At 62.7% G+C, this 19,055-nt stretch carries 16 protein-coding genes; 8 read left to right on the plus strand and 8 right to left on the minus strand.

Translation table 11 applies throughout. The features are described from left to right. Positions 1 to 120: 120 nt before the first annotated feature. The 7 genes from DBP26_RS06275 to DBP26_RS06305 form a co-directional block, all read right to left on the minus strand. Entirely contained in the window at positions 121 to 1,731 is a 1,611-nt protein-coding gene (locus DBP26_RS06275; protein WP_108236453.1) for a gamma-glutamyltransferase family protein, read from the minus strand. Between the two features lie 25 nt (positions 1,732 to 1,756). Continuing rightward, positions 1,757 to 2,848 (minus strand): polyamine ABC transporter substrate-binding protein, encoded by a 1,092-nt coding sequence (locus DBP26_RS06280; RefSeq protein ID WP_108236452.1) that lies wholly within the window; start codon positions 2,846 to 2,848, stop codon positions 1,757 to 1,759. Positions 2,849 to 2,868: 20 nt separating this feature from the next. Further along, the gene (locus DBP26_RS06285; RefSeq protein ID WP_108236451.1) at positions 2,869 to 3,648 is read right to left on the minus strand and encodes an amino acid ABC transporter ATP-binding protein; all 780 of its coding nucleotides are present in this window, start codon (positions 3,646 to 3,648) and stop codon (positions 2,869 to 2,871) included. A 1-nt stretch (position 3,649) separates the two neighbouring features. Beyond that, on the minus strand, positions 3,650 to 4,417 hold the full coding sequence (locus DBP26_RS06290) for an amino acid ABC transporter permease (protein WP_108236450.1): 768 nt from the start codon (positions 4,415 to 4,417) through the stop codon (positions 3,650 to 3,652). A gap of 24 nt (positions 4,418 to 4,441) precedes the next feature. After that, the gene (locus tag DBP26_RS06295) at positions 4,442 to 5,248 is read right to left on the minus strand and encodes an ABC transporter substrate-binding protein (RefSeq protein WP_108236449.1); all 807 of its coding nucleotides are present in this window, start codon (positions 5,246 to 5,248) and stop codon (positions 4,442 to 4,444) included. Positions 5,249 to 5,344: 96 nt separating this feature from the next. Next, positions 5,345 to 6,025: a GntR family transcriptional regulator gene (locus DBP26_RS06300; RefSeq protein WP_108236448.1), complete on the minus strand. Its 681-nt coding sequence runs from the start codon at positions 6,023 to 6,025 to the stop codon at positions 5,345 to 5,347. A gap of 340 nt (positions 6,026 to 6,365) precedes the next feature. Then, a complete protein-coding gene (locus DBP26_RS06305) occupies positions 6,366 to 7,616 on the minus strand; it encodes an aspartate aminotransferase family protein (RefSeq protein WP_108236447.1) in 1,251 nt (416 codons plus the stop codon). Between the two features lie 744 nt (positions 7,617 to 8,360). Here DBP26_RS06305 and arnB point away from each other — a divergent pair. Genes arnB through DBP26_RS06345 form a run of 8 tightly spaced genes read left to right on the plus strand, consistent with a single transcriptional unit; the run spans position 8,361 to position 17,188 of the window. Continuing rightward, positions 8,361 to 9,521 (plus strand): UDP-4-amino-4-deoxy-L-arabinose aminotransferase, encoded by a 1,161-nt coding sequence (gene arnB, locus DBP26_RS06310; protein WP_108236751.1) that lies wholly within the window; start codon positions 8,361 to 8,363, stop codon positions 9,519 to 9,521. Beyond that, positions 9,518 to 10,528, plus strand: coding sequence for an undecaprenyl-phosphate 4-deoxy-4-formamido-L-arabinose transferase (gene arnC / locus DBP26_RS06315; RefSeq protein WP_108236446.1), 1,011 nt, complete (start codon positions 9,518 to 9,520; stop codon positions 10,526 to 10,528). The genes arnB and arnC overlap by 4 nt, the downstream gene beginning before the upstream one ends. Next, positions 10,525 to 12,516 (plus strand): bifunctional UDP-4-amino-4-deoxy-L-arabinose formyltransferase/UDP-glucuronic acid oxidase ArnA, encoded by a 1,992-nt coding sequence (arnA, locus tag DBP26_RS06320; protein ID WP_108236445.1) that lies wholly within the window; start codon positions 10,525 to 10,527, stop codon positions 12,514 to 12,516. Before arnC ends, arnA begins: the two co-directional genes overlap by 4 nt. Next, positions 12,513 to 13,400, plus strand: coding sequence for a 4-deoxy-4-formamido-L-arabinose-phosphoundecaprenol deformylase (arnD, locus tag DBP26_RS06325; RefSeq protein ID WP_177411019.1), 888 nt, complete (start codon positions 12,513 to 12,515; stop codon positions 13,398 to 13,400). The genes arnA and arnD overlap by 4 nt, the downstream gene beginning before the upstream one ends. Next, the gene (arnT, locus tag DBP26_RS06330; RefSeq protein ID WP_108236444.1) at positions 13,397 to 15,043 is read left to right on the plus strand and encodes a lipid IV(A) 4-amino-4-deoxy-L-arabinosyltransferase; all 1,647 of its coding nucleotides are present in this window, start codon (positions 13,397 to 13,399) and stop codon (positions 15,041 to 15,043) included. The genes arnD and arnT overlap by 4 nt, the downstream gene beginning before the upstream one ends. Next, the gene (gene arnE / locus DBP26_RS06335) at positions 15,040 to 15,384 is read left to right on the plus strand and encodes a 4-amino-4-deoxy-L-arabinose-phosphoundecaprenol flippase subunit ArnE (protein ID WP_108236443.1); all 345 of its coding nucleotides are present in this window, start codon (positions 15,040 to 15,042) and stop codon (positions 15,382 to 15,384) included. The genes arnT and arnE overlap by 4 nt, the downstream gene beginning before the upstream one ends. Further along, complete coding sequence (arnF, locus tag DBP26_RS06340) at positions 15,381 to 15,797, plus strand: 4-amino-4-deoxy-L-arabinose-phosphoundecaprenol flippase subunit ArnF (RefSeq protein WP_108236442.1); 417 nt, start codon at positions 15,381 to 15,383, stop codon at positions 15,795 to 15,797. The genes arnE and arnF overlap by 4 nt, the downstream gene beginning before the upstream one ends. Next, positions 15,794 to 17,188, plus strand: a complete 1,395-nt coding sequence (locus tag DBP26_RS06345; RefSeq protein ID WP_108236441.1) for a UDP-glucose/GDP-mannose dehydrogenase family protein — start codon at positions 15,794 to 15,796, stop codon at positions 17,186 to 17,188. The genes arnF and DBP26_RS06345 overlap by 4 nt, the downstream gene beginning before the upstream one ends. 67 nt (positions 17,189 to 17,255) lie before the next feature. On the opposite strand, the gene DBP26_RS06350 is transcribed toward DBP26_RS06345, so the two are convergent. Then, the gene (locus DBP26_RS06350) at positions 17,256 to 18,785 is read right to left on the minus strand and encodes a phospholipid carrier-dependent glycosyltransferase (protein ID WP_108236749.1); all 1,530 of its coding nucleotides are present in this window, start codon (positions 18,783 to 18,785) and stop codon (positions 17,256 to 17,258) included. Positions 18,786 to 19,055 lie beyond the last annotated feature (270 nt).

Consider the following 19,055-nt stretch of genomic DNA (forward strand, 5'->3'; position numbering starts at 1 on the left):
GAAGGGCGCGCACGGCCACCCTTCAATCGATCAGGGGGCCGATCCTCATGATTCAGCCCCGCTGAAGCCATCGTATTGTATTACAGGCCATTTCGGAAAAATAATTCCGCTGCTGACGGATCACCAGGCCGCGATGCTTGAGTCCGCCCTCGGCTCGGTGCCCCCGCACAGAACACCCGTCATCGGGTCTCGCACGATGATCTGTCCACGGCCGTAGTCCGTGGAGTCGTAGGCGATGCTGATGTCGTGTCCTCGGCGGGCCAAGGCTGCGGCCAGGTCCGCAGAAGCGCCCTGCTCGATCCCGACCTTCTTCGCGCCCAGCCACTGCCAGCGGGGCGCATCCAGCGCCGCTTGCGGGTTGAGGCCGAAGTCCACGAGGTTCATCACCATCTGCACATGCCCTTGAGGCTGCATATAACCGCCCATCACCCCAAAAGGCCCGACGGGTTGGCCATCCTTGCTCAGGAAGCCGGGGATGATCGTGTGGAAGGTTTTCTTGCCCGGCACCAGGCAGTTGACGTGGCCGGGATCGAGACTGAATTCCTGCCCGCGGTTCTGTAACGCGATGCCGCTGTCTGGCAGGACCACGCCAGAGCCGAAGCCGTGGTAGTTGCTTTGGATGAACGACACCATGTTGCCTTCGGCGTCGGCGGTGGCCAGGTAGACGGTGCCACTGGCATGCGGGTCGCCCGGGTTCGGGGCTTGTGCCTGCTCGCCGATCAAGGCCCGACGCCGCTCGGTGTAGCGGTCGCTCAACAGATCGGCCACCGCCACGCGCATGTGCAGAGGGTCGGTGATGTGATGCAGGCCGTCACTGTACGCCAGCTTCATCGCTTCCAACTGACGGTGCCAGGTGAGTTGGCTGTCGCGATGATCGAATTCGAACCCCTCCAGAATTTTCAGCGTCATCAAGGCCACCAGGCCCTGGCCGCTGGGCGGAATTTCCCAGACATCGTACCCCCGGTAGTTGATGCTGATCGGGTCCACCCATTGAGGGTGATAACTGGCCAGGTCCTCGGCGCGCAGGTAGCCCCCCGTCGCTCGAGCATGCGCGTCGATCCGCTGCGCCAGTTCGCCCCGATAGAGGCTTTCGCATTCGGTGCGGGCCAGTTCCTGGAGGGTTCGCGCCTGAGCCGGGTTGGCGAACAGTTCGCCCGCCTTCGGCGCCCGTCCATCCAGGAGAAAGGTGTCGAACCAGCTTTGCAGCGCCGGGCTGCGGTGGGCGCTGAATTCGTCCAGCGCGATCTGCCACTGATGGGCGACCACCGGCGACACCGGGAAACCGTCCCGCGCCAGCGCGATCGCCGGTTGCAGCAGCTCAGCGAAGGGCAGCGCGCCGAAGCGCCGTGACAGCTCGGCCCAGGCCGAAGGGCATCCGGGGACTGTCACCGGCGTCCAGCCGTACAATGGCATCTGCTCATGACCCGACGCCTTGACGGCGTCGATATTGAGTGCTGCCGGCGCATGACCATTGGCGTTCAGGCCATGCAACTGGCCCTTGCACCAGACCAGCGCGAACGCGTCGCCGCCAATGCCGCACCCGGTGGGTTCGACCACGGTCAGGGCGGCGGCAGTGGCAATGGCCGCATCGATGGCATTGCCACCTTTTTGCATCGTTTCGATGCCGGCCTGCGCCGCAAGCGGTTGGGACGCCGCCACCATCCCGCGGCGTGCGAAAACGCTCTGGCGACGGGAGGGATACGGGTATTCATGGGCTGAAAAATTCAACATGCGCAAGACTCTTCGAAAACGTCAATCATTGGCCGGACTTGATGCGGTTCCATTCGCGGGTGATCAACCGCTGAATGGTGTCCGGCAGATCCGCAGAAACGAAGGCGTGGTCGATGACCTCGTCACTGGGGTAAATGCTGGGATTACCGCTGACTTTACTGTCCATCAGGGGCGTCGCGTCCTTGTTCGGGTTGGCGTAGCCCACGTAATCGCTGACGCTGGCAATCACCTCTGGCCGTAATAGGTAGTCGATGAACGCGTGGGCATTGGCGACATTGGTGGCGTCCTTGGGAATGGCCAGCATGTCGAACCACAGGTTCACTCCTTCCTTGGGCATCAGGTAGCGAATGTCGATGTTCTTACCGGCCTCGTGCGCACGGCTCTGGGCCTGCATCACGTCCCCGGAATACCCCACCGCCACACAAATGTCGCCGTTGGCCAGGTCGGCCGTGTATTTGGAGGAATTGAAGTAGGTCACCGATGGGCGCAGCTTCATCAGCAGTGCCGAGGCTTTCTTGTAGTCCTCCGGCCGCGTGCTGTTGGGGTCCAGCCCCAAGTACTGCAAGGTCTGGGGAATGATTTTCACCGGGGCATCGAGAAAAGCCACGCCGCAGGACTTGAGCTTGGCCAGATTGGCGGGGTCGAGGACCATCGACCAGGAGTCGAGCACGGCATCCTTGCCGAGCACCGCGCGCACTTTCGCTTCGTTATAGCCGATGCCAACCGTGCCCCACAGGTAGGGCACGGCATAACGGTTGCCCGGATCGGCTGCTTCGAGGCGCTGCAGCAAACGCGGGTCCAGGTGGTTCCAGTGGGTCAACAGCGAACGTTGCAAGGGCTGATAAGCGCCGGCGCGAATCTGCTTGGACAGGAATTGGCTCGAAGGCACCACCAAGTCGTAACCCGAATGCCCGGACAGCATCTTGGCTTCGAGCATTTCATTGGTGTCGAAAATGTCGTATTCGACCTTGATGCCGGTCTCCTGCTGGAAATTTTTCAAGGTGTCCGGCCCGATGTAATCGGACCAGTTGTACATTTTCATCACCCCCTCGGCGGCCTGGGCGACGGGCAGGAAGACAGCGGTACACAAAGCAGCGACACAGCAGAATGAACGCATGACGGTTTTCCTTGTGAACGTTAGAGAACGCGGCTCAGAAACGCCTGGGTACGCGGGTGCCGAGGGCGACTGAATATCTGCTCGGGCGGCCCCTGCTCGATCAGTTCACCCTGATCCAGCACCACCACCCGGTCGGCCACCTCGCGGGCGAAGCCCATTTCATGGGTCACGACGACCATGGTCATGCCGTCTTCAGCGAGGGCTTTCATCACCTGCAATACGTCGCCGACGGTTTCCGGGTCAAGGGCACTGGTGGGCTCATCGAAGAGCATGGCCTTGGGTTTCATCGCCAGGGCACGGGCAATCGCCACGCGCTGTTGCTGCCCGCCGGAAAGCATGGACGGATAGTGCCCGGCCTTGTCGGCCAGCCCGACCCTGGCCAACAGCGCGCGCCCCTCGTCGAGGGCGGCTTCCCTGGTCATGCCCAACACGTGAATCGGTGCCTCGATGATGTTTTCCAGCGCGGTCATGTGAGCAAAGAGATTGAAACGCTGGAACACCATACCGATGTCTCGCCGCTGGCGGGCGATGTTGCGCTCCGAATCCCGGACCAGACGGCCGTCGGCCCGCTCACGGTAACCCATGAGCTGACCGTTGACCCGGATGCGCCCGGACTGGATGTCCTCCAGCAGGTTGATGCAGCGGATGAACGTGGTCTTGCCCGAGCCGGACGCGCCGATCAGGACCACCACTTCGCCTCGCCGCACGTGCAGCGAAACGCCTTTGAGAATCTGCAGATCACCGAAGGACTTGTGCACGTCCAGCGCCTCGATGATCCACTCGTCGTTCTGATTCGCCATTTCAACGCCCCCTCAGCAGTTTCATCGCGCTGCGTCCGAACAGGCGCCTGGCTGCCGGCGGCTGACGATCCGACTGGCCGAACCGCTGTTCCAGCCAGCGCTGGAAAAAGCCCCACACGGTGGTGAGCATCAGGAAATAGATCGCGACCACCAGGTACAGCTCGAACACACGGAACGTGGCCGACGTAATAATCTGTGTGCTCAACAGCAATTCCTGCACGCCGATTACGCTGACCAGCGTGGTGTTTTTCAACATCACATTGAATTCGTTGCCCAAGGGCGGGACGATCACCCGGAACGCCTGGGGCAGTACGATGCGGCGCATCAGCTTGCCGAAGGTCATGCCCAGTGACCGACCGGCTTCGTACTGGCCTTTGTCCACGGCGCCGATGCCGGCGCGGATGATCTCGGCCATGTACGCCCCTTCATTGAGGCCTAGGGCGATGATCGCCGCCTGGATATTGCCCGGCACGACCACCCAACCCAGGTCAATGTCCTCGAAGCGGAAGATCCCGCCCGCCGCCAGCGCGGTGTAGAGAAACACGATCTGCACCAGCAACGGCGTGCCCCGCATCAGCCAGATGTAAAAGCGCACGGGCAGGTTCAACAATGGATTTTTCGAGAGCCGCATCAACGCTGCGATCAACCCCAGTGCGCACCCGATCAGCATCGCCAGCACGCTGATCAGGCAGGTCAGCCACAAGCCGGTCAGGTACACGCCGCTGGGCTGCGACAGGTACTGCCAGAACACTTCCCAATTGAAATTCATCGGTCTTTTCCGTTCCGCCGTGAATCAGTCGAGTTTGTCGCTTTCGACGTGCCATTTGGCGAGCAACTGGCTGTAGCTGCCATCGCTGCGCATGTCGTTGAGGACCTGCTGCACGGCGGTCGTCAATTGCGGGTCGTCCTTGCGAATGCCCAACCCGGTCAATATGCGGCTGAACGCAGGCACGCCTTCCTGGAACAGGTCAGGCGCCATCGCCGCGTAATAGCCCGCCGTTTCGACGGTCGTGCCGTAGGCGTCGACTTGATGAATGCGCAACGCCTGGAAAGCGTCCGTATCGGTGTTGTAGACCACCAGTTTCAACGGCGGCTTGCCGGCTTTGGTCAGGGATTCATTCTGGGCATCGAGCAGCGACTTGATGGTCGAGCCATTGAGCACCGCCACTTTGTTCCCGGACAGATCGTCGAGTGACGTGATGCCTTTCGGGTTGCCTTTGGGCACGACCACCGACTGGCTGGAGTACATGTAGTTGACGATGTTGATCACTTCCCGGCGCTCAGGCTTGTCGAACAGTTGGTCGACGATCATGTCGCACTGCTGCGCGAGAAGCGCAGGCACCAGACCGGAAAAAGGAATCACTCGCCACTCGACCTTTTTGCCACCCAGCCGCTTGGCGATTTCGAGGCCCAAGTCGATGGTCAGGCCCACCGGTTTCTGCGCGGCATCGAAGGACACCAGCGGCGGCGAATCCATGCCCGAACAATATGTGAGCTTGTCGACCTTCTGCAGACGGTCTGGCACGGCCACAGCAGCGGATACGAGCGGTGTGCACAGGCTCAAGGACACAAGCGCAGCCAGCGCGGCGATTTTATGCATGACGAAAGCTCCGGTTTCGGTAAGAAAGTAAGGGCAGTTCTGAACGTCACAGGGGTACGGGTTGCGGGGCGGATGGGGGCCGCTCTGGTTTGGTTTTCAGGGTGAGGGTCTGGCCTGTTGCTCGAGAAAAGCGATGAGGCTGGGGACAGTGCCCTCGATGTGATCCTTCAGGACGCGTTCGGCCTGCTCTGGATCACCGGCCCGCACGGCGTCAAGGATCACTGCGTGCTCATCCCGCGCACTGAGCGGCTTCTCGCCGTGTTCGAGCCAGACGCGCATGTGCGGCTCGATGACGGTGTAGAGCGCCGATATCTGACGCATCAAGCGCGACCGCCCACTCAGGCTGCAGAGGAACTCATGGAATGCACGGTGCCGACTGACCCACTCCGAGCTGTCGTGGCGGTAATCGTCCATGTCATCCAGCAGGCGCTCCAAGTGAACCCAGTGCCGCTCGGTAACGTTCGGCACCGCGACACGAATCGCCAGCCCTTCCAAGGCGCTGCGCATCTCGAAGACCTCTCGCATCTCCTCGATGTTCAGGCCACTGACGACCGCGCCCCGATTGGGGCGCAGCGTCACCAACCCTTCCGCCGCGAGGCGCCGGAATGCCTCGCGCACTGGCATGCGGCTCATCCCGATCTCGGTGGCGATGTCTTCGGCAATCAGGCGCTCCCCCATCCGGTAGGTGCCCTTGCAAATGGCATCGAGCAGAAACGCGTACGCCTCTTCTTCGGCGGTCGCGGGTGCAGACGGGGTGTATCCAGAGACGAGACGCATGGCGTTACCTTTGAATTTTTGTATCCAATTATCCACGGATACACCAAAGCAAAAGCGATGCCAGCGTTGCCCTGTCGAGCTAAGTGACTGATGTTGGGAGCAATGGACCTAAGGGTTGAGCCAAAGCGGCTCGGTGGGCTGCTACTTAACGGACCAGCCGCGAACGAACTCGCACAACAAGTGTGCGCTGGGAAACCGCTTCAGAGGGGACGCCATGGCCAGCGCGGATGGCGTCGAACGGATGCCACGCGATCCGTGCAGGAGTGAGCGATGATCTGCCCATCCTGCTCGCGGTCGGCTCAGCGCCTTTCACCAGCAAGCGCTGAGGACGGTTTGCGCTTTACGTCAATTCGGCCAGGCAAGCCTCGAGAATGTCCAATCCTTCCTCCATGACCTGCGGCTCGATGGTCAGCGGTGCCAGCAATCGGACGATGTGCCGGGACTTACCGCTGGGCATCAATAGCAGACCCCGCTCGCGGGCGCTCTCCAGCAGTTGGGCCATTTGCGCAGTGCCCGGTTTCCCGTCAGCGGTGCACAGCTCAATGCCGCGCATCGCGCCCACGCCGGTCAAGCGCCCCAGACAGGGCGTCAAGTTCTGACTTTTCCAGCGCTCGTAGCGCTGCACCACTGCTGTGGAATAGGCCTCACCCCAGGTGGCCAGGCGCTCGTCGCTCATTTGGTCGAGGGTCGCCAGCCCGGCCGCGCAGGCGATGGGGTTGCCCGAATAGGTCCCGCCAAGCCCGCCCTTGGGCAGCGTATCCATCAACGCCTTGCGTCCCACCACCGCGCCCAGTGGCACGCCCCCTGCGATGCTTTTACCGAGCAACAAAAGGTCCGGTTCGAGGCCCAGGCGGCTGAAGGCGAAGCGGTCCCCGGTGCGTCCGAACCCGGATTGGATTTCGTCGACGATCAGCACGATGCCTTTTTCATCGCACAGTGCGCGCAGCACGCGAGCGAACTCGGGGTCCAGCGCGAGGAAGCCACCCTCGCCCTGCACAGGCTCGATGATGAAGCACGCCACCTCGTCAATGTCGATTTCCACACTGAACAGGCGATCCATGGCCTTGACCGCCTCCGCCACCGAGACCCCGCTGTCCACGCTGGGGTACGGCAGGTGATAAACGGGCCCAGGCAGCAGGCCGACCTTCTGCTTATACGGCGCCACCTTACCGTTGAGGTTCAAGGTGGCCAGCGTCCGCCCATGGAAGGCGCCGTCGAACGCAATCACTGCGGACTTGCCGGTGTGACCTCGCACGATCTTCAAGGCGTTCTCCGCCGCCTCGGCACCGCTATTGGTCAGCATGCCGCTCACCGGGTAATCGACCGGGATGAATGCGGCGAGGCGTTCGATGAATCGTTGGTAGGGCACGTGGGGCGCGGCGTTGAACGCATAGTGGGTCATGCGTTTTGCCTGTTCGCAGATGGCGCTGACGATCGCCGGATGGCAATGCCCCAGGTTCAAGACGCCAATGCCGCCGACGAAATCGATGTACCGCTTGCCCTCGTCATCCCAGACCTCTGCATTTTGGCCGTGGGTCAGGCTGACGGGATGAACGAAGGAAATGGAATGACTGACCGCAGGAAAAGCCATGTTCGGGCCCTGTTAACGATGAGGATGGCGGTATCAAGCAATGAATCCGGCCGGCCGACAAGCGAAATAAATGCAGGGGTTTATTCCACGAAGGACTGACGTGTAAGGCTGAAAAGCTTTGATACAGACCCCGGACAGAGCGCTCACGTGCCCCACGACGCTACGCACTCTCTTCAGCCGGGTCACAACTTTTAATAACGGACTTGTTCGTGCTGAACGGGCACGGCTTAGTTGATTCACTACTTGACCCGACGCCCTACCAATGCCCGAAGATTTCGGAAAGGTTTTCAGTTTGCGTTCAGCTTGACCGGCGTACGCTTTCATTCAAGTTCAGGGATTCCCATTCATGGCGATGCGGGCATACGCGCGCCGGAGAAGGCTCACCCTCGGTGGCCGAAGCCTTTGTGAGCCGGCGCGGTCGGGCAATAGCGGCCCCTGAGCATAAGGGCGAAAGATGACTGTAGCGTTTCACGATAAAGAACATTAGATGAGGCAGTCGCGTTTCAAGACTTCAATAAAAAACCCACGAGGCGTCAACGGAATTTTCATCTTTATCCTTTTATCTTGCGCATGGGGCCTATTAGAAAATGCGCCCTCACGCAGGAAGTTTTAAAAAACTTTTGATCACTTCGCACATTAACTTAGTTGCCATTTTCAATATAAACAGCGGCCCTTTCCTGGCGTAAGGATCGACCGCGGATGCCTGCGCGCCCGCTTACCGGCGGTGTGCCCGAGGGGATGGATATGAATCAGGACTTTCTGCCGTTTTCCCGCCCGAACATCGGTGACGAGGAAGTGGCTGCGGCGAGTCGCGTGCTGCGCTCGGGCTGGATCACCACCGGTCCCGAAGCCCAACGTCTGGAGAGAGAATTCGCCGAGCGCTGCGGCGCAGAGCAGGCGGTTGCCCTGTCGTCTGCCACCGGCGCGATGCACATCACCTTGCTCGCCCTGGGTGTCGGCCCGGGCGACGAAGTCATTACCCCATCGCAGACTTGGGTGTCCACCGCCAACATGATTTGCCTGCTGGGGGCCACACCCGTTTTCGTCGACGTGGACCGCGACACGCTCATGGTGGATGCGACGCGCATCGAGGCGGCGATTACCCCTCGAACCAAAGCCATTGTCCCGGTGCACTACGCGGGTGCCGCACTGGACCTGGACCCGCTGTACGCACTCGCCCGTCGCCATCGGATCGCCCTGATCGAAGACGCCGCCCACGCCACCGGCACTCGTTATAAGGGCAGGCCGGTGGGGGCAGAAGGCACCGCTATTTTCTCCTTCCACGCGATCAAGAACATGACCTGCGCCGAGGGTGCGATGCTGGTCACCGACGACGCAGAACTTGCCGATCGGGTACGCCGCTTGAAATTCCATGGGCTGGGTGTCGATGCCTATGACCGCATGACCCACGGCCGCAAGCCCCAGGCCGAGGTGATCGAACCGGGGTTCAAATACAACCTGGCGGACGTGAATGCCGCGGTGGCGCGAGTCCAGCTGCAGCGCCTGGATGCCATCAATGAACGGCGCACAGCACTTGCACACCGCTACCTCGACCGCCTGGCCGGCAGCCCTGCGCTGCCCCTCGCGACGCCGAGCCACCCCCATCGGCACGCCTGGCACCTGTTCATCCTGCGCATCGATCCACAACGCTGCGGGCTGGACCGCGACACCTTCATGAAGGCCCTGCAAGCGCAGAACATCGGCAGTGGCATTCATTTCATCGCCACCCACCTGCACCGCTATTACCGGCAACGCTTCCCCAACGTCAGCCTGCCAGACACCGAATGGAGTTCTGCTCGGCTGTGCTCCATCCCGCTGTTCCCGGACATGACCGAGGCCGATGTCGACCGCGTCGTCGGCAGCATCGAAACGATTCTTGCCCCAGCAGGAGGCGCCCGCCGATGAAGCCCTACCCCATCGAACGCGTGTCGATCGTCATTCCCGTCTACAACGAACAGCAGAGCCTGCCCGAGCTGCTGCGACGGACCGAGGCCGCCTGCAGGCAACTGAGCGTCCCGGCGGAAATCATTCTGGTGGACGACGGCAGTCGCGACCAATCCGCCGAACTGCTGGTGCAGGCCAGTCAAAGACCGGGCAGCCCGGTGGTCGCCGTCATTCTCAACCGCAACTATGGCCAGCACGCCGCAATCATGGCCGGCTTCGGCCAGTGCACGGGCGATCTGGTCATCACCCTGGATGCGGATCTGCAGAACCCGCCCGAGGAAATTCCGCGCCTGGTCAGCCTTGCCCGTGAGGGTTATGACGTCATTGGTACCGTACGCGGCGACCGTCAGGATTCTGCGCTGCGACGCTGGCCTTCGAAACTCATCAACCTGGCGGTGCAACGCTCCACCGGCGTGGCCATGACCGACTACGGCTGCATGTTGCGCGCTTACCGGCGCACCATCGTCGACGCCATGCTGGCCTGCAGCGAGCGCAGCACATTCATTCCGATTCTGGCCAACAGCTTCGCCCGCCACACCACCGAAGTGGTGGTCCGGCATGCCGAGCGCGAACACGGCGAATCGAAGTACAGCGCGATGAAGCTGATCAACCTGATGTTCGACCTGGTGACCTGCATGACCACCACGCCGCTGCGCCTGTTGAGCGTCATCGGTTTCGGCATGGCGTTTCTGGGCCTGGCATTCGCCACGATGCTGATTGTGCTGCGCCTGATCTTCGGTGCCCCTTGGGCCGGGCACGGCACCTTCGTGCTGTTCGCTGTGCTGTTCGTGTTCACCGGCGGCCAATTCATCGGCATGGGCCTGCTCGGCGAATACCTGGGCCGCATGTACAGCGACGTGCGCGCTCGCCCCCGTTACTTCATCGAAAAGGTCGTGCGCAGTGCGTCCGTCGTGCCGGTCAGCCAAGACGACTCCCCTACCCCTGTGTTGAATAAGGTTGCGCCATGAGCCTCAGAGCCGTCGTTTTCGCCTATCACGATATCGGTTGCGTGGGCATCGAAGCCCTGCTGAACGCGGGTTATGACGTTGCGGCCGTGTTCACCCACGCCGACGACCCGAGGGAAAACACCTTCTTCGACTCGGTTGCGCAACTGTGCGCCCGCCACGAGATACCGGTGCACGCCCCGGACGACCCCAATCACCCGCTGTGGATCGAGCGCATCGGCAGCCTGGCGCCGGATTTCATCTTCTCGTTCTACTACCGGCACCTGCTCGGCGAGCCGCTGCTGGCCTGCGCCCGTCAGGGCGGCTTCAACCTGCACGGTTCGCTGCTGCCGCGCTACCGTGGCCGGGCACCGGCCAACTGGGTGCTGGTCAACGGCGAAACCGAAACCGGTGTGACCCTGCACCGCATGGTCAAACGCGCCGACGCTGGCGCCATCGTGGCACAACAACGCATCGCCATCAGCCCGACCGACACCGCTCTGAGCCTGCACGGCAAGCTGCGCACCACGGCCGCCGACCTGCTATTGGAGACCTTGCCGCTGCTGGCCAGAAACCTGTTGCCCGGCGTCGCGCAGGACGAATCCAAAGCCTCGTATTTCGGACGGCGCACCGCCGCTGATGGCCTGATCGACTGGCAGCGGCCGGCCTCGGCGCTGTACAACCTGGTGCGTGCCGTCACGCAGCCCTATCCGGGGGCATTCTGTGCGGTGGGTGAGCACAAGTTGATCGTGTGGGCGGCGAAGGTGCAGGCGGGGAACGGCGGTCAGGCACCCGGCACAGTGATCGGTTGCGAGCCGCTGCGCATCGCCTGCGGTGAAGACTCCCTGGTGATCAGCGCGGGGCAGCGTGGCGATCAGGGCCTGTTCCTGAGCGGGCCGCAACTGGCGCGCGAGTTCGGTCTGGTCGACGGCTCACGCCTGTCGGGCGCTGGCATGCGCCGGGCCACGCGCCGCACACGCGTGTTGATCCTCGGCGTCAACGGTTTCATCGGCAATCACCTGTCCGAGCGCCTGTTGCAGGATGACCGTTACGAAATCTATGGCATGGACATCGGTTGCGATGCAATCGACCGGCTGCGCAGCCACCCGAATTTTCACTTCATCGAAGGCGATATCAGCATCCACACCGAGTGGATCGAGTACCACATCAAGAAATGCGATGTCGTGCTGCCGCTGGTGGCGATCGCGACGCCAATCGAATACACCCGTAACCCGCTGCGGGTTTTCGAGCTCGACTTCGAGGAAAACCTGAAGATCGTCCGCTACTGCGTCAAATACAACAAACGCGTGATCTTCCCCTCGACCTCGGAGGTCTATGGCATGTGCCAGGACCCGAGCTTCGATGAAGACACCTCGAATCTGATCGTCGGGCCGATCAATAAACAGCGCTGGATCTACTCGGTGTCCAAGCAACTGCTGGACCGGGTGATCTGGGCCTATGGCCAGAAAGGCCTGCCCTTCACGCTGTTTCGTCCGTTCAACTGGATGGGGCCCCGCCTGGACCGTCTGGACTCGGCGCGCATCGGCAGCTCCCGGGCGATTACGCAACTGATCCTGCACCTGGTGGAGGGCACCCCCATTCGGTTGGTGGACGGTGGCGCGCAGAAGCGCTGCTTCACCGACGTGGCCGACGGCATCGAAGCCCTGGCGCGCATCATCGAGAACCGCGACGGCCGCTGCAACGGCCAGATCATCAACATAGGCAACCCGGACAACGAAGCGAGCATTCGTCAATTGGGCGAAGCATTGCTGCGTCAGTTCGAGGCGCACCCCTTGCGCGGACACTTTCCACCCTTCGCCGGTTTCCGCGATGTAGAGAGCCAGTCGTTCTACGGCAAAGGCTATCAAGACGTCAGCCACCGCAAGCCCAGCATCGACAATGCCCGGCGTTTGATCGACTGGCAGCCGAGCATCGAATTAAGCGAAACCATCGCCAAGACCCTGGATTTCTTCCTCCGTGAGGCCATGGCTGAAAAGGCGTGCGCGCAGTGATTCCCGCCGGCCTGCGCATTGACGTGGACACCTACCGCGGCACCCGTGATGGCGTGCCGCGGCTGTTGGAGCTGCTGGACGAAGCCCAGGTCAAGGCGACGTTCTTTTTCAGCGTCGGGCCAGACAACATGGGGCGCCATCTGTGGCGCCTTATCCGGCCGCGGTTCTTCTGGAAAATGCTGCGCTCCCGCGCCGCCAGCCTATATGGCTGGGACATTCTGCTGGCGGGGACCGCCTGGCCAGGCAAACCGATCGCCCGCGACCTCGGGCCGCTGATGCGCCGCGCACAGGAGGCCGGCCATGAAATCGGCCTGCACGCCTGGGATCATCACGGCTGGCAGGCCCATGCCGGGCAGTGGTCTGTGGCGCAACTGACCCGCCAGATCGAGCGAGGGGTCGATTGCCTGGCCGACATCCTCGGGCAACCGGTGACCTGCTCGGCCGCCGCCGGTTGGCGTGCCGATGAGCACGTGGTGCAGGCCAAACAGGCCTTCGCGTTTCGCTACAACAGTGACTGCCGGGGCCGCAGCGTGTTTCGTCCGCTGCTGGCCGACGGCCGGGCGGGCACCCCGCAGATTCCGGTGGACCTGCCGACGTTCGATGAAGTGATCGGGCCCCATCTGGACGCTGCCGCCTTCAACGACTACCTGCTGCGACAGTTCCAGCCCTCGAAACTGAACGTCTACACCGTGCACGCGGAGGTCGAAGGCATCGTCATGGCCGACGCGTTTCGTCATCTGCTTCGCCAGGCGAAGCACCGTGGTGTGCAGTTCCGCCCTCTGGGCCACTCGCTCCCCGACACCCTCGAGCGTGTGCCCACCGGGCATCTGGTACGCGGCACGCTGCCAGGGCGTGAGGGTTGGCTGGGAGTGCAGCACCCATGACCCGTGCCCAGTCGATCGGAATACTCGCCGTTGCGTTCGGGCTTGCTTATCTGCTGCCACTGGGTTTTCACGGCCTGTGGATTCCCGACGAAACCCGGTACGCCCAGGTCGCCCAAGAGATGTTGCACAGTGGCAACTGGGCCGCGCCCCATTTCATGGGGTTGCGTTATTTCGAGAAACCCGCCGCCGGTTACTGGCTGATTGCAGTCTCCCAGGCCATCTTTGGAGAGAATCTGTTCGGGGTGCGCTTCGCCTCGGCGCTGACCACGGGCCTGACAGGCGTGCTGGTCTACCTGCTTGCCAGCCAGCTGTGGGAGGACGCGCAAAAACGCTTCGCCTGCGCGCTGCTGTTCTTGAGCTTCATGTTCGTGGCCGGTCAAGCTGGCTATGCCAACCTCGATCCGCAGTTCACCCTGTGGGTCAGCCTGTCGCTGGCGGCTTTCTGGCTCGCGGTGCATCGGACCGGGAACATCAGGCTGCTGTACTGGGCGCTGCTGGGTGTCGCCTGCGCCTTGGGCTTCATGACCAAAGGCTTCCTGGCCCTGGCCATGCCGGTGCTCGTCGCGCTGCCTTATATGCTCTGGCAGCGCCGTTTGCGCGAGCTGTTCACCTTCGGCCCGGTCGCGGTGCTGGTGGCGACGCTCATCAGTTTGCCCTGGGCGCTGACGGTGCAGGTGCGCGAGCCGGACTTCTGGCATTTCTTCTTCTGGCACGAGCACATCCGCCGCTTCGCCGGCGAGGACGCCCAACACGCGCAACCCTGGTGGTTTTATCTGCCGTTGCTGGTGGCCGCTTGCCTGCCCTGGGCCGTGTTGCTTCCCGCCACGTTGCGTCAAGCGTGGCACCAGCGCCGACTTGAGGCGACCGGCTTCCTCCTGCTGTGGTTGTGGGTGCCGCTGATCTTTTTGAGTGCCGCGAAGGGCAAACTGCCCACTTACATATTGCCCTGCCTCGTGCCCTTGGCCCTGCTGATGGGCAGCGCGCTGGTGGACCGCTTGCGAACCGGCGCCATGGCGTCGGTACGCTGCAACGGCCTGTTCAATGCGGCACTGGGTGGCCTTGCACTGGCTGCCTTGGGATTCACGCAGATCAAAAAGCCGCTCTACTTTCATGAGCCGCAGCACCTGACCTTGGCCGTGACGCTGCTGTTGCTGTGGGTCGCCTGCAACGTAATGCAAGCGCTCAGGCCGATGCGCTTCTGGGCCCTGCCCGCCCTGGGCGGAGGGTTACTGGTGGCCCTGCTGCCCATGGCCCTGCCCCATGACGTGGTGTTCAACAAGACGCCAGACCGGTTCATCGCCCGATATCAGCAACCGTTGGCCGCCACTCGGCACCTGCTCAGCAATGACCTGGGCGTTGCCGCCGCGCTGTCTTGGCGGCTGCAACGTCAGGACGTGGTGTTCTACGACACCCGAGGCGAGCTGGAATACGGCTTGAGTTATCCGCAGGCCACGCCCCGCGAAGTGGACTGGACCCAGGTGCAGGCCTGGATGCGCCAGGCCCGGCGGGAGGGTTCGGTTGGTGTGGTCATGCGTGGCGATGGCCCCGATCAACAACATGCGCTGAGTTTGCTACCCACCGACGGACAGCAATATCGGGAAGGCAATCTGTTGATTCTGATCTTCGACAGGATGCCGTCATGACCTTCGTTCTGCTGTTTTGCGCCGGTCTGTTGACCTGCTTGGGCCAACTGGCACAGAAGCTGACCGTCGAGCGCTGGGGCAGCGGTTTCCCTGGCGTGCGCAGGGGGTGGCGCTGTATCTGGCTCTGGGTCGCCCTGGCCTGCCTGGGCGCGGGGCTGGCGCTGTGGCTGCTGGTGTTGCAACGCCTGGACGTCGGCCTGGCCTATCCCATGCTGGCGCTTAACGTCGTACTGATCACCCTGATCGGGCGCTACGCCTTCGATGAGCCCGTCGACGCTCGCCACTGGCTGGGGGTGGCGCTGATCGTGCTGGGCGTGACCCTGCTGGGGCGCCAGGCATGAGCCTGCGGCAAGGCCTGCTGCTGGCAACGAGCAGCGTGGCGTTGGTCAGTGCTGCGCAATTGGCGATGCGCTGGAGCATGCTCAGACTTCCCTCCCCGACCCAGTGGCTGGATGCCGTGCAGGCGGGCCGCGTCGATCCGGTCGCACTGGCAATCCTCGCCGGGGCGATCACCGCCTATGGCCTGTCGATGCTCTGCTGGCTCGGCGCCCTGCGCGACATGCCCCTGAGCCGTGCGTATGCGTGGCTGAGCATCAGCTATGCGCTGGTGTACCTGCTTGCGGCCACTCTGCCCTTTTTCAACGAGACACTCACCGTCCCGCGAACGGTGGGTGTGGCCCTGATCGTCCTCGGTGTGGTGACGATCAATTTCCGACGTGACCTGAGTCACAGCGCCAAGGAGTGTTCCCGATGAAAATCAGTGTATTCGGCAGTGGTTATGTGGGCCTGGTGCAGGCGACGGTCTTGGCGGAAGTCGGCCACGACGTGGTGTGCATGGACATCGACCCCGCCAAGGTGGAGCGGTTGAGCAAGGGCCACGTGACGATCTACGAACCGGGCCTTGAGACGCTGGTACGGGAGAATCTGGAGGCCGGCCGGTTGCACTTCACCACGCAGGAGCAATGGGCGGTGGAGCACGGCGAGGTGTTGTTCATTGCCGTGGGTACGCCGTCACGCCCGGACGGGTCGGCGGACCTCAGCGGGTTCTTCGCCGTAGGCGAAGCCATCGCACGGCATCGTGTGGCGCCGGTGATCGTCGTGGAAAAGTCCACCGTGCCGGTGGGCAGCGGGGACGCGCTGCGCAGTCATATCGACCATCATTTGCGCCAGTCGGCGCGGCTGCTGAAATTCGATGTCGTCTCCAACCCCGAATTTCTCAAGGAAGGCTCGGCGGTCAAGGACTGTCGCCGCCCTGACCGTATTGTCATCGGCTGCGGCAACCCGGAGGTGTTTGCGGTCATGCGCGAACTCTATGCGCCGTTCAACCGCAACCATGACCGCATCCTGTTCATGGACCTGCGCAGTGCCGAGCTGACCAAATACGCCGCCAATTGCATGCTGGCGACCAAAATCAGTTTCATCAATCAGATCGCCGAACTGGCCGAACACCTGGGCGCAGACGTGGAGTCGGTGCGGCTGGGCATCGGCGCCGACTCGCGAATCGGCTATGACTTCATCTATCCCGGCTGTGGCTATGGCGGCTCATGCTTCGGCAAGGACATCCGCGCGTTGATCCACAGCGCGCGCGAAGCGGGCTGCTCCAACGACCTGCTGAACGTGGTGGAAGACATCAATGAGCGGCAGAAGCACAAGCTGTTCGACCGCATCAACGCGTTCTATCAGGGCGAGCTGAAGGGCAAGACCTTCGCCTTGTGGGGCCTGGCATTCAAGCCCAACACCGACGACATGCGCGATGCCCCCAGCCGTGTCCTGATGGAAGCCCTGTGGGCGGCGGGGGCCACCGTGCGGGCGTTCGATCCGGAAGCCATGCAGGAAACCCAGCGGCTGTACGCCGACCAGCCGAATCTGGTGCTGATGGGGACGCCGGAATCGGTCCTGTCAGGGGCTGACGCGTTGATCGTGTGCACGGAGTGGCAGCAATTCAAAGCACCGGATTTCGAGTTGATCCACCAACGTCTGAAAGCGCCCGTGGTGTTCGACGGGCGCAATCTGTACGACACCGAACGCATGGCCCGACGCGGCTTCCAGTACTTTCCGATCGGACGCGGCGACTCCTGTCACTTGCCCATCCCGTTGCAGCAGTGGGCCCCGTACGAATTGCTGGCCAATCATCACGCGGTCTAGGCAACCGACACAGAGGGTGCCTGGGGAGCGCCCCCCCCTGCCGCCTGTTTGACGCGCTGGCATGAACTCAACGCCCCGGCACCCGTAGCAGAACGTAGTCCTCCTTGTCGAACCGTCCGCTGAGCAGGACCGGCAGTTCCGCGAAAAAGGTGCCTTGAAGCTGCTGCAGGTCGTTATTGCTCATCACCACGTAAGCCGGGCCGGCAATTGCCTGCAGTTGTTCGGGTGTCTCGGTGAAGACCGGTTGCAGGTCTTCATCGACGTTGACCATGAACTTGATGCCCTTGGCATCCCTCCCCATGCCGTGCAGCACCAGCGGCGAATGTTCCGAACGGGTCACATCGCGCACCGCCTGGGTGAAGTGACGGGTGTCGTACAGGATGCGCTCGGCTTTCTCGAAGACGCCGATGTAACCGATCCACACGGCCAGCACGGCACAGGCCGGTAGGCCATACAGCCTCAGCCGGGGGCGCATCAGCAGCGGCAAGGCAATGAGTTGCAACAGCCCCAGCGCCGTCAGCACCGGCCCGATATCGCTCAAGCCTTCGGGAAACCGAGGGCGCACCGCCAACAGGCCGGCCAGCAATGCACCCGGAATGAAGCAGCACAGCGTCAGAATCACGCCACGCATCCAGGCGTATGCACGCCCCGCCCGGACCTGAAACGGATACGCCGCGACCACGGCGGCCAGCGGCAGCATGGGCAGGATGTAGCGCGCTTTCTTCGCCTGCGGGATCGACAGGCCGACCATGACCGTCAACCCCGCGAATGCACACAGGTAAACCAGGCTGCGCGCCTCGCTCGGGGACCTGCGCCCCGACAGCAGGACGATGCCCATCACCGCCAGCGCCAAGGGATACGCCAGCGCGTAGTTGCCCAATGAGCTGCCGAAATACCACAGCAGCGGGCTGGCCCCTTCGCTACCGTCCAGCCGTGAAGTGATTTGCATGCGGATCACTTCATCGAAAAACGCCGGCCCACCGCTGAACCAGGCCAACAGCAGCAACAGCGCCATGCAGGCGATCAACAACCCCAACGCCGTGGCTGCAAAGGTCGCTAGCCGTCGCCATTGCCGGCTCAGCAGGTAATAACTGCACAGTACCCCGGCGGGCACCACCAGACCGATGGGGCCGCGAATCGCGAACCCCAGCACCAGCAAGCCCAGCATCCAGCCCAGCCGTCGGCGGGCAGCGAAATGGTCGTGGGCATAGGCCAGGTAGAAGGCGGAGAAAGAGACCGTCGCCAGCATCTGATCCAGCGACACCGCCCGGGTTTCGGTGATGAACGTGTTGCTCAGCAACAGCAAGGCGATGCTCAACCATGCCCAGCGTCGCGAATAGGGTGCGAGCAGGCGATACATCAGCCCCACCGTCACGGCGGATGCGATGCACGTCGGCAGCCAGGCGCAAAAGCTGGTGACCTCGCCGAACGGCAGGGAAAACAGGTAAATCAGCCAGGTCGAGAACCCCGAATAATCCGGGTACGGCGCGCCGTAAGTGGTGGGAAAGGCGCTTGGGCCGTGGCGCAGCATTTCCTGGGCGAACAGCACGAAACGCGAGTCGAAGCCGATGATGCTCAGGTGCCAGCTGGCTGCCATGAACAGCAACAAGGCCAGCCCGCCCGCCTGAATCGCCTGGCGTCTGGCCCGCTGCGGGGTGACGCCAGACAGGAACTCGGAAGCAACGGCAGTCAATACTTACCCCTTATAGCGGCATCGGCACTCGATGGCTGACAACAGAGTAGCCCCGATCCGCAGACCGCGGCAGCGCTGGACGCCCAACGGCAACGGATCCCGCCATCGTCGCAAGCCGTTTTCACAACGCCAGCGCCGCGGGGGGGCCCAGCCCTACCGAGAAGCAACATCCCG

It is taken from the genome of Pseudomonas sp. RIT409 (assembly GCF_003052515.2).
GTDB lineage: Bacteria > Pseudomonadota > Gammaproteobacteria > Pseudomonadales > Pseudomonadaceae > Aquipseudomonas.

What these genes read in the sequence shown, in the direction of transcription:
- DBP26_RS06280 (WP_108236452.1), bottom strand. Translation starts at nt 2,848, where the DNA reads ATGCGTTCATTCTGCTGTGTCGCTGCTTTGTGTACCGCTGTCTTCCTG.
- DBP26_RS06290 (WP_108236450.1), bottom strand. Translation starts at nt 4,417, where the DNA reads ATGAATTTCAATTGGGAAGTGTTCTGGCAGTACCTGTCGCAGCCCAGC.
- arnF (WP_108236442.1), top strand. Translation starts at nt 15,381, where the DNA reads ATGAGCCTGCGGCAAGGCCTGCTGCTGGCAACGAGCAGCGTGGCGTTG.
- DBP26_RS06305 (WP_108236447.1), bottom strand. Translation starts at nt 7,616, where the DNA reads ATGGCTTTTCCTGCGGTCAGTCATTCCATTTCCTTCGTTCATCCCGTC.
- arnT (WP_108236444.1), top strand. Translation starts at nt 13,397, where the DNA reads ATGACCCGTGCCCAGTCGATCGGAATACTCGCCGTTGCGTTCGGGCTT.
- arnE (WP_108236443.1), top strand. Translation starts at nt 15,040, where the DNA reads ATGACCTTCGTTCTGCTGTTTTGCGCCGGTCTGTTGACCTGCTTGGGC.
- arnC (WP_108236446.1), top strand. Translation starts at nt 9,518, where the DNA reads ATGAAGCCCTACCCCATCGAACGCGTGTCGATCGTCATTCCCGTCTAC.
- DBP26_RS06285 (WP_108236451.1), bottom strand. Translation starts at nt 3,648, where the DNA reads ATGGCGAATCAGAACGACGAGTGGATCATCGAGGCGCTGGACGTGCAC.
- DBP26_RS06275 (WP_108236453.1), bottom strand. Translation starts at nt 1,731, where the DNA reads ATGTTGAATTTTTCAGCCCATGAATACCCGTATCCCTCCCGTCGCCAG.
- DBP26_RS06350 (WP_108236749.1), bottom strand. Translation starts at nt 18,785, where the DNA reads ATGGCAGCCAGCTGGCACCTGAGCATCATCGGCTTCGACTCGCGTTTC.
- arnB (WP_108236751.1), top strand. Translation starts at nt 8,361, where the DNA reads ATGAATCAGGACTTTCTGCCGTTTTCCCGCCCGAACATCGGTGACGAG.
- DBP26_RS06300 (WP_108236448.1), bottom strand. Translation starts at nt 6,025, where the DNA reads ATGCGTCTCGTCTCTGGATACACCCCGTCTGCACCCGCGACCGCCGAA.
- arnA (WP_108236445.1), top strand. Translation starts at nt 10,525, where the DNA reads ATGAGCCTCAGAGCCGTCGTTTTCGCCTATCACGATATCGGTTGCGTG.
- DBP26_RS06345 (WP_108236441.1), top strand. Translation starts at nt 15,794, where the DNA reads ATGAAAATCAGTGTATTCGGCAGTGGTTATGTGGGCCTGGTGCAGGCG.
- DBP26_RS06295 (WP_108236449.1), bottom strand. Translation starts at nt 5,248, where the DNA reads ATGCATAAAATCGCCGCGCTGGCTGCGCTTGTGTCCTTGAGCCTGTGC.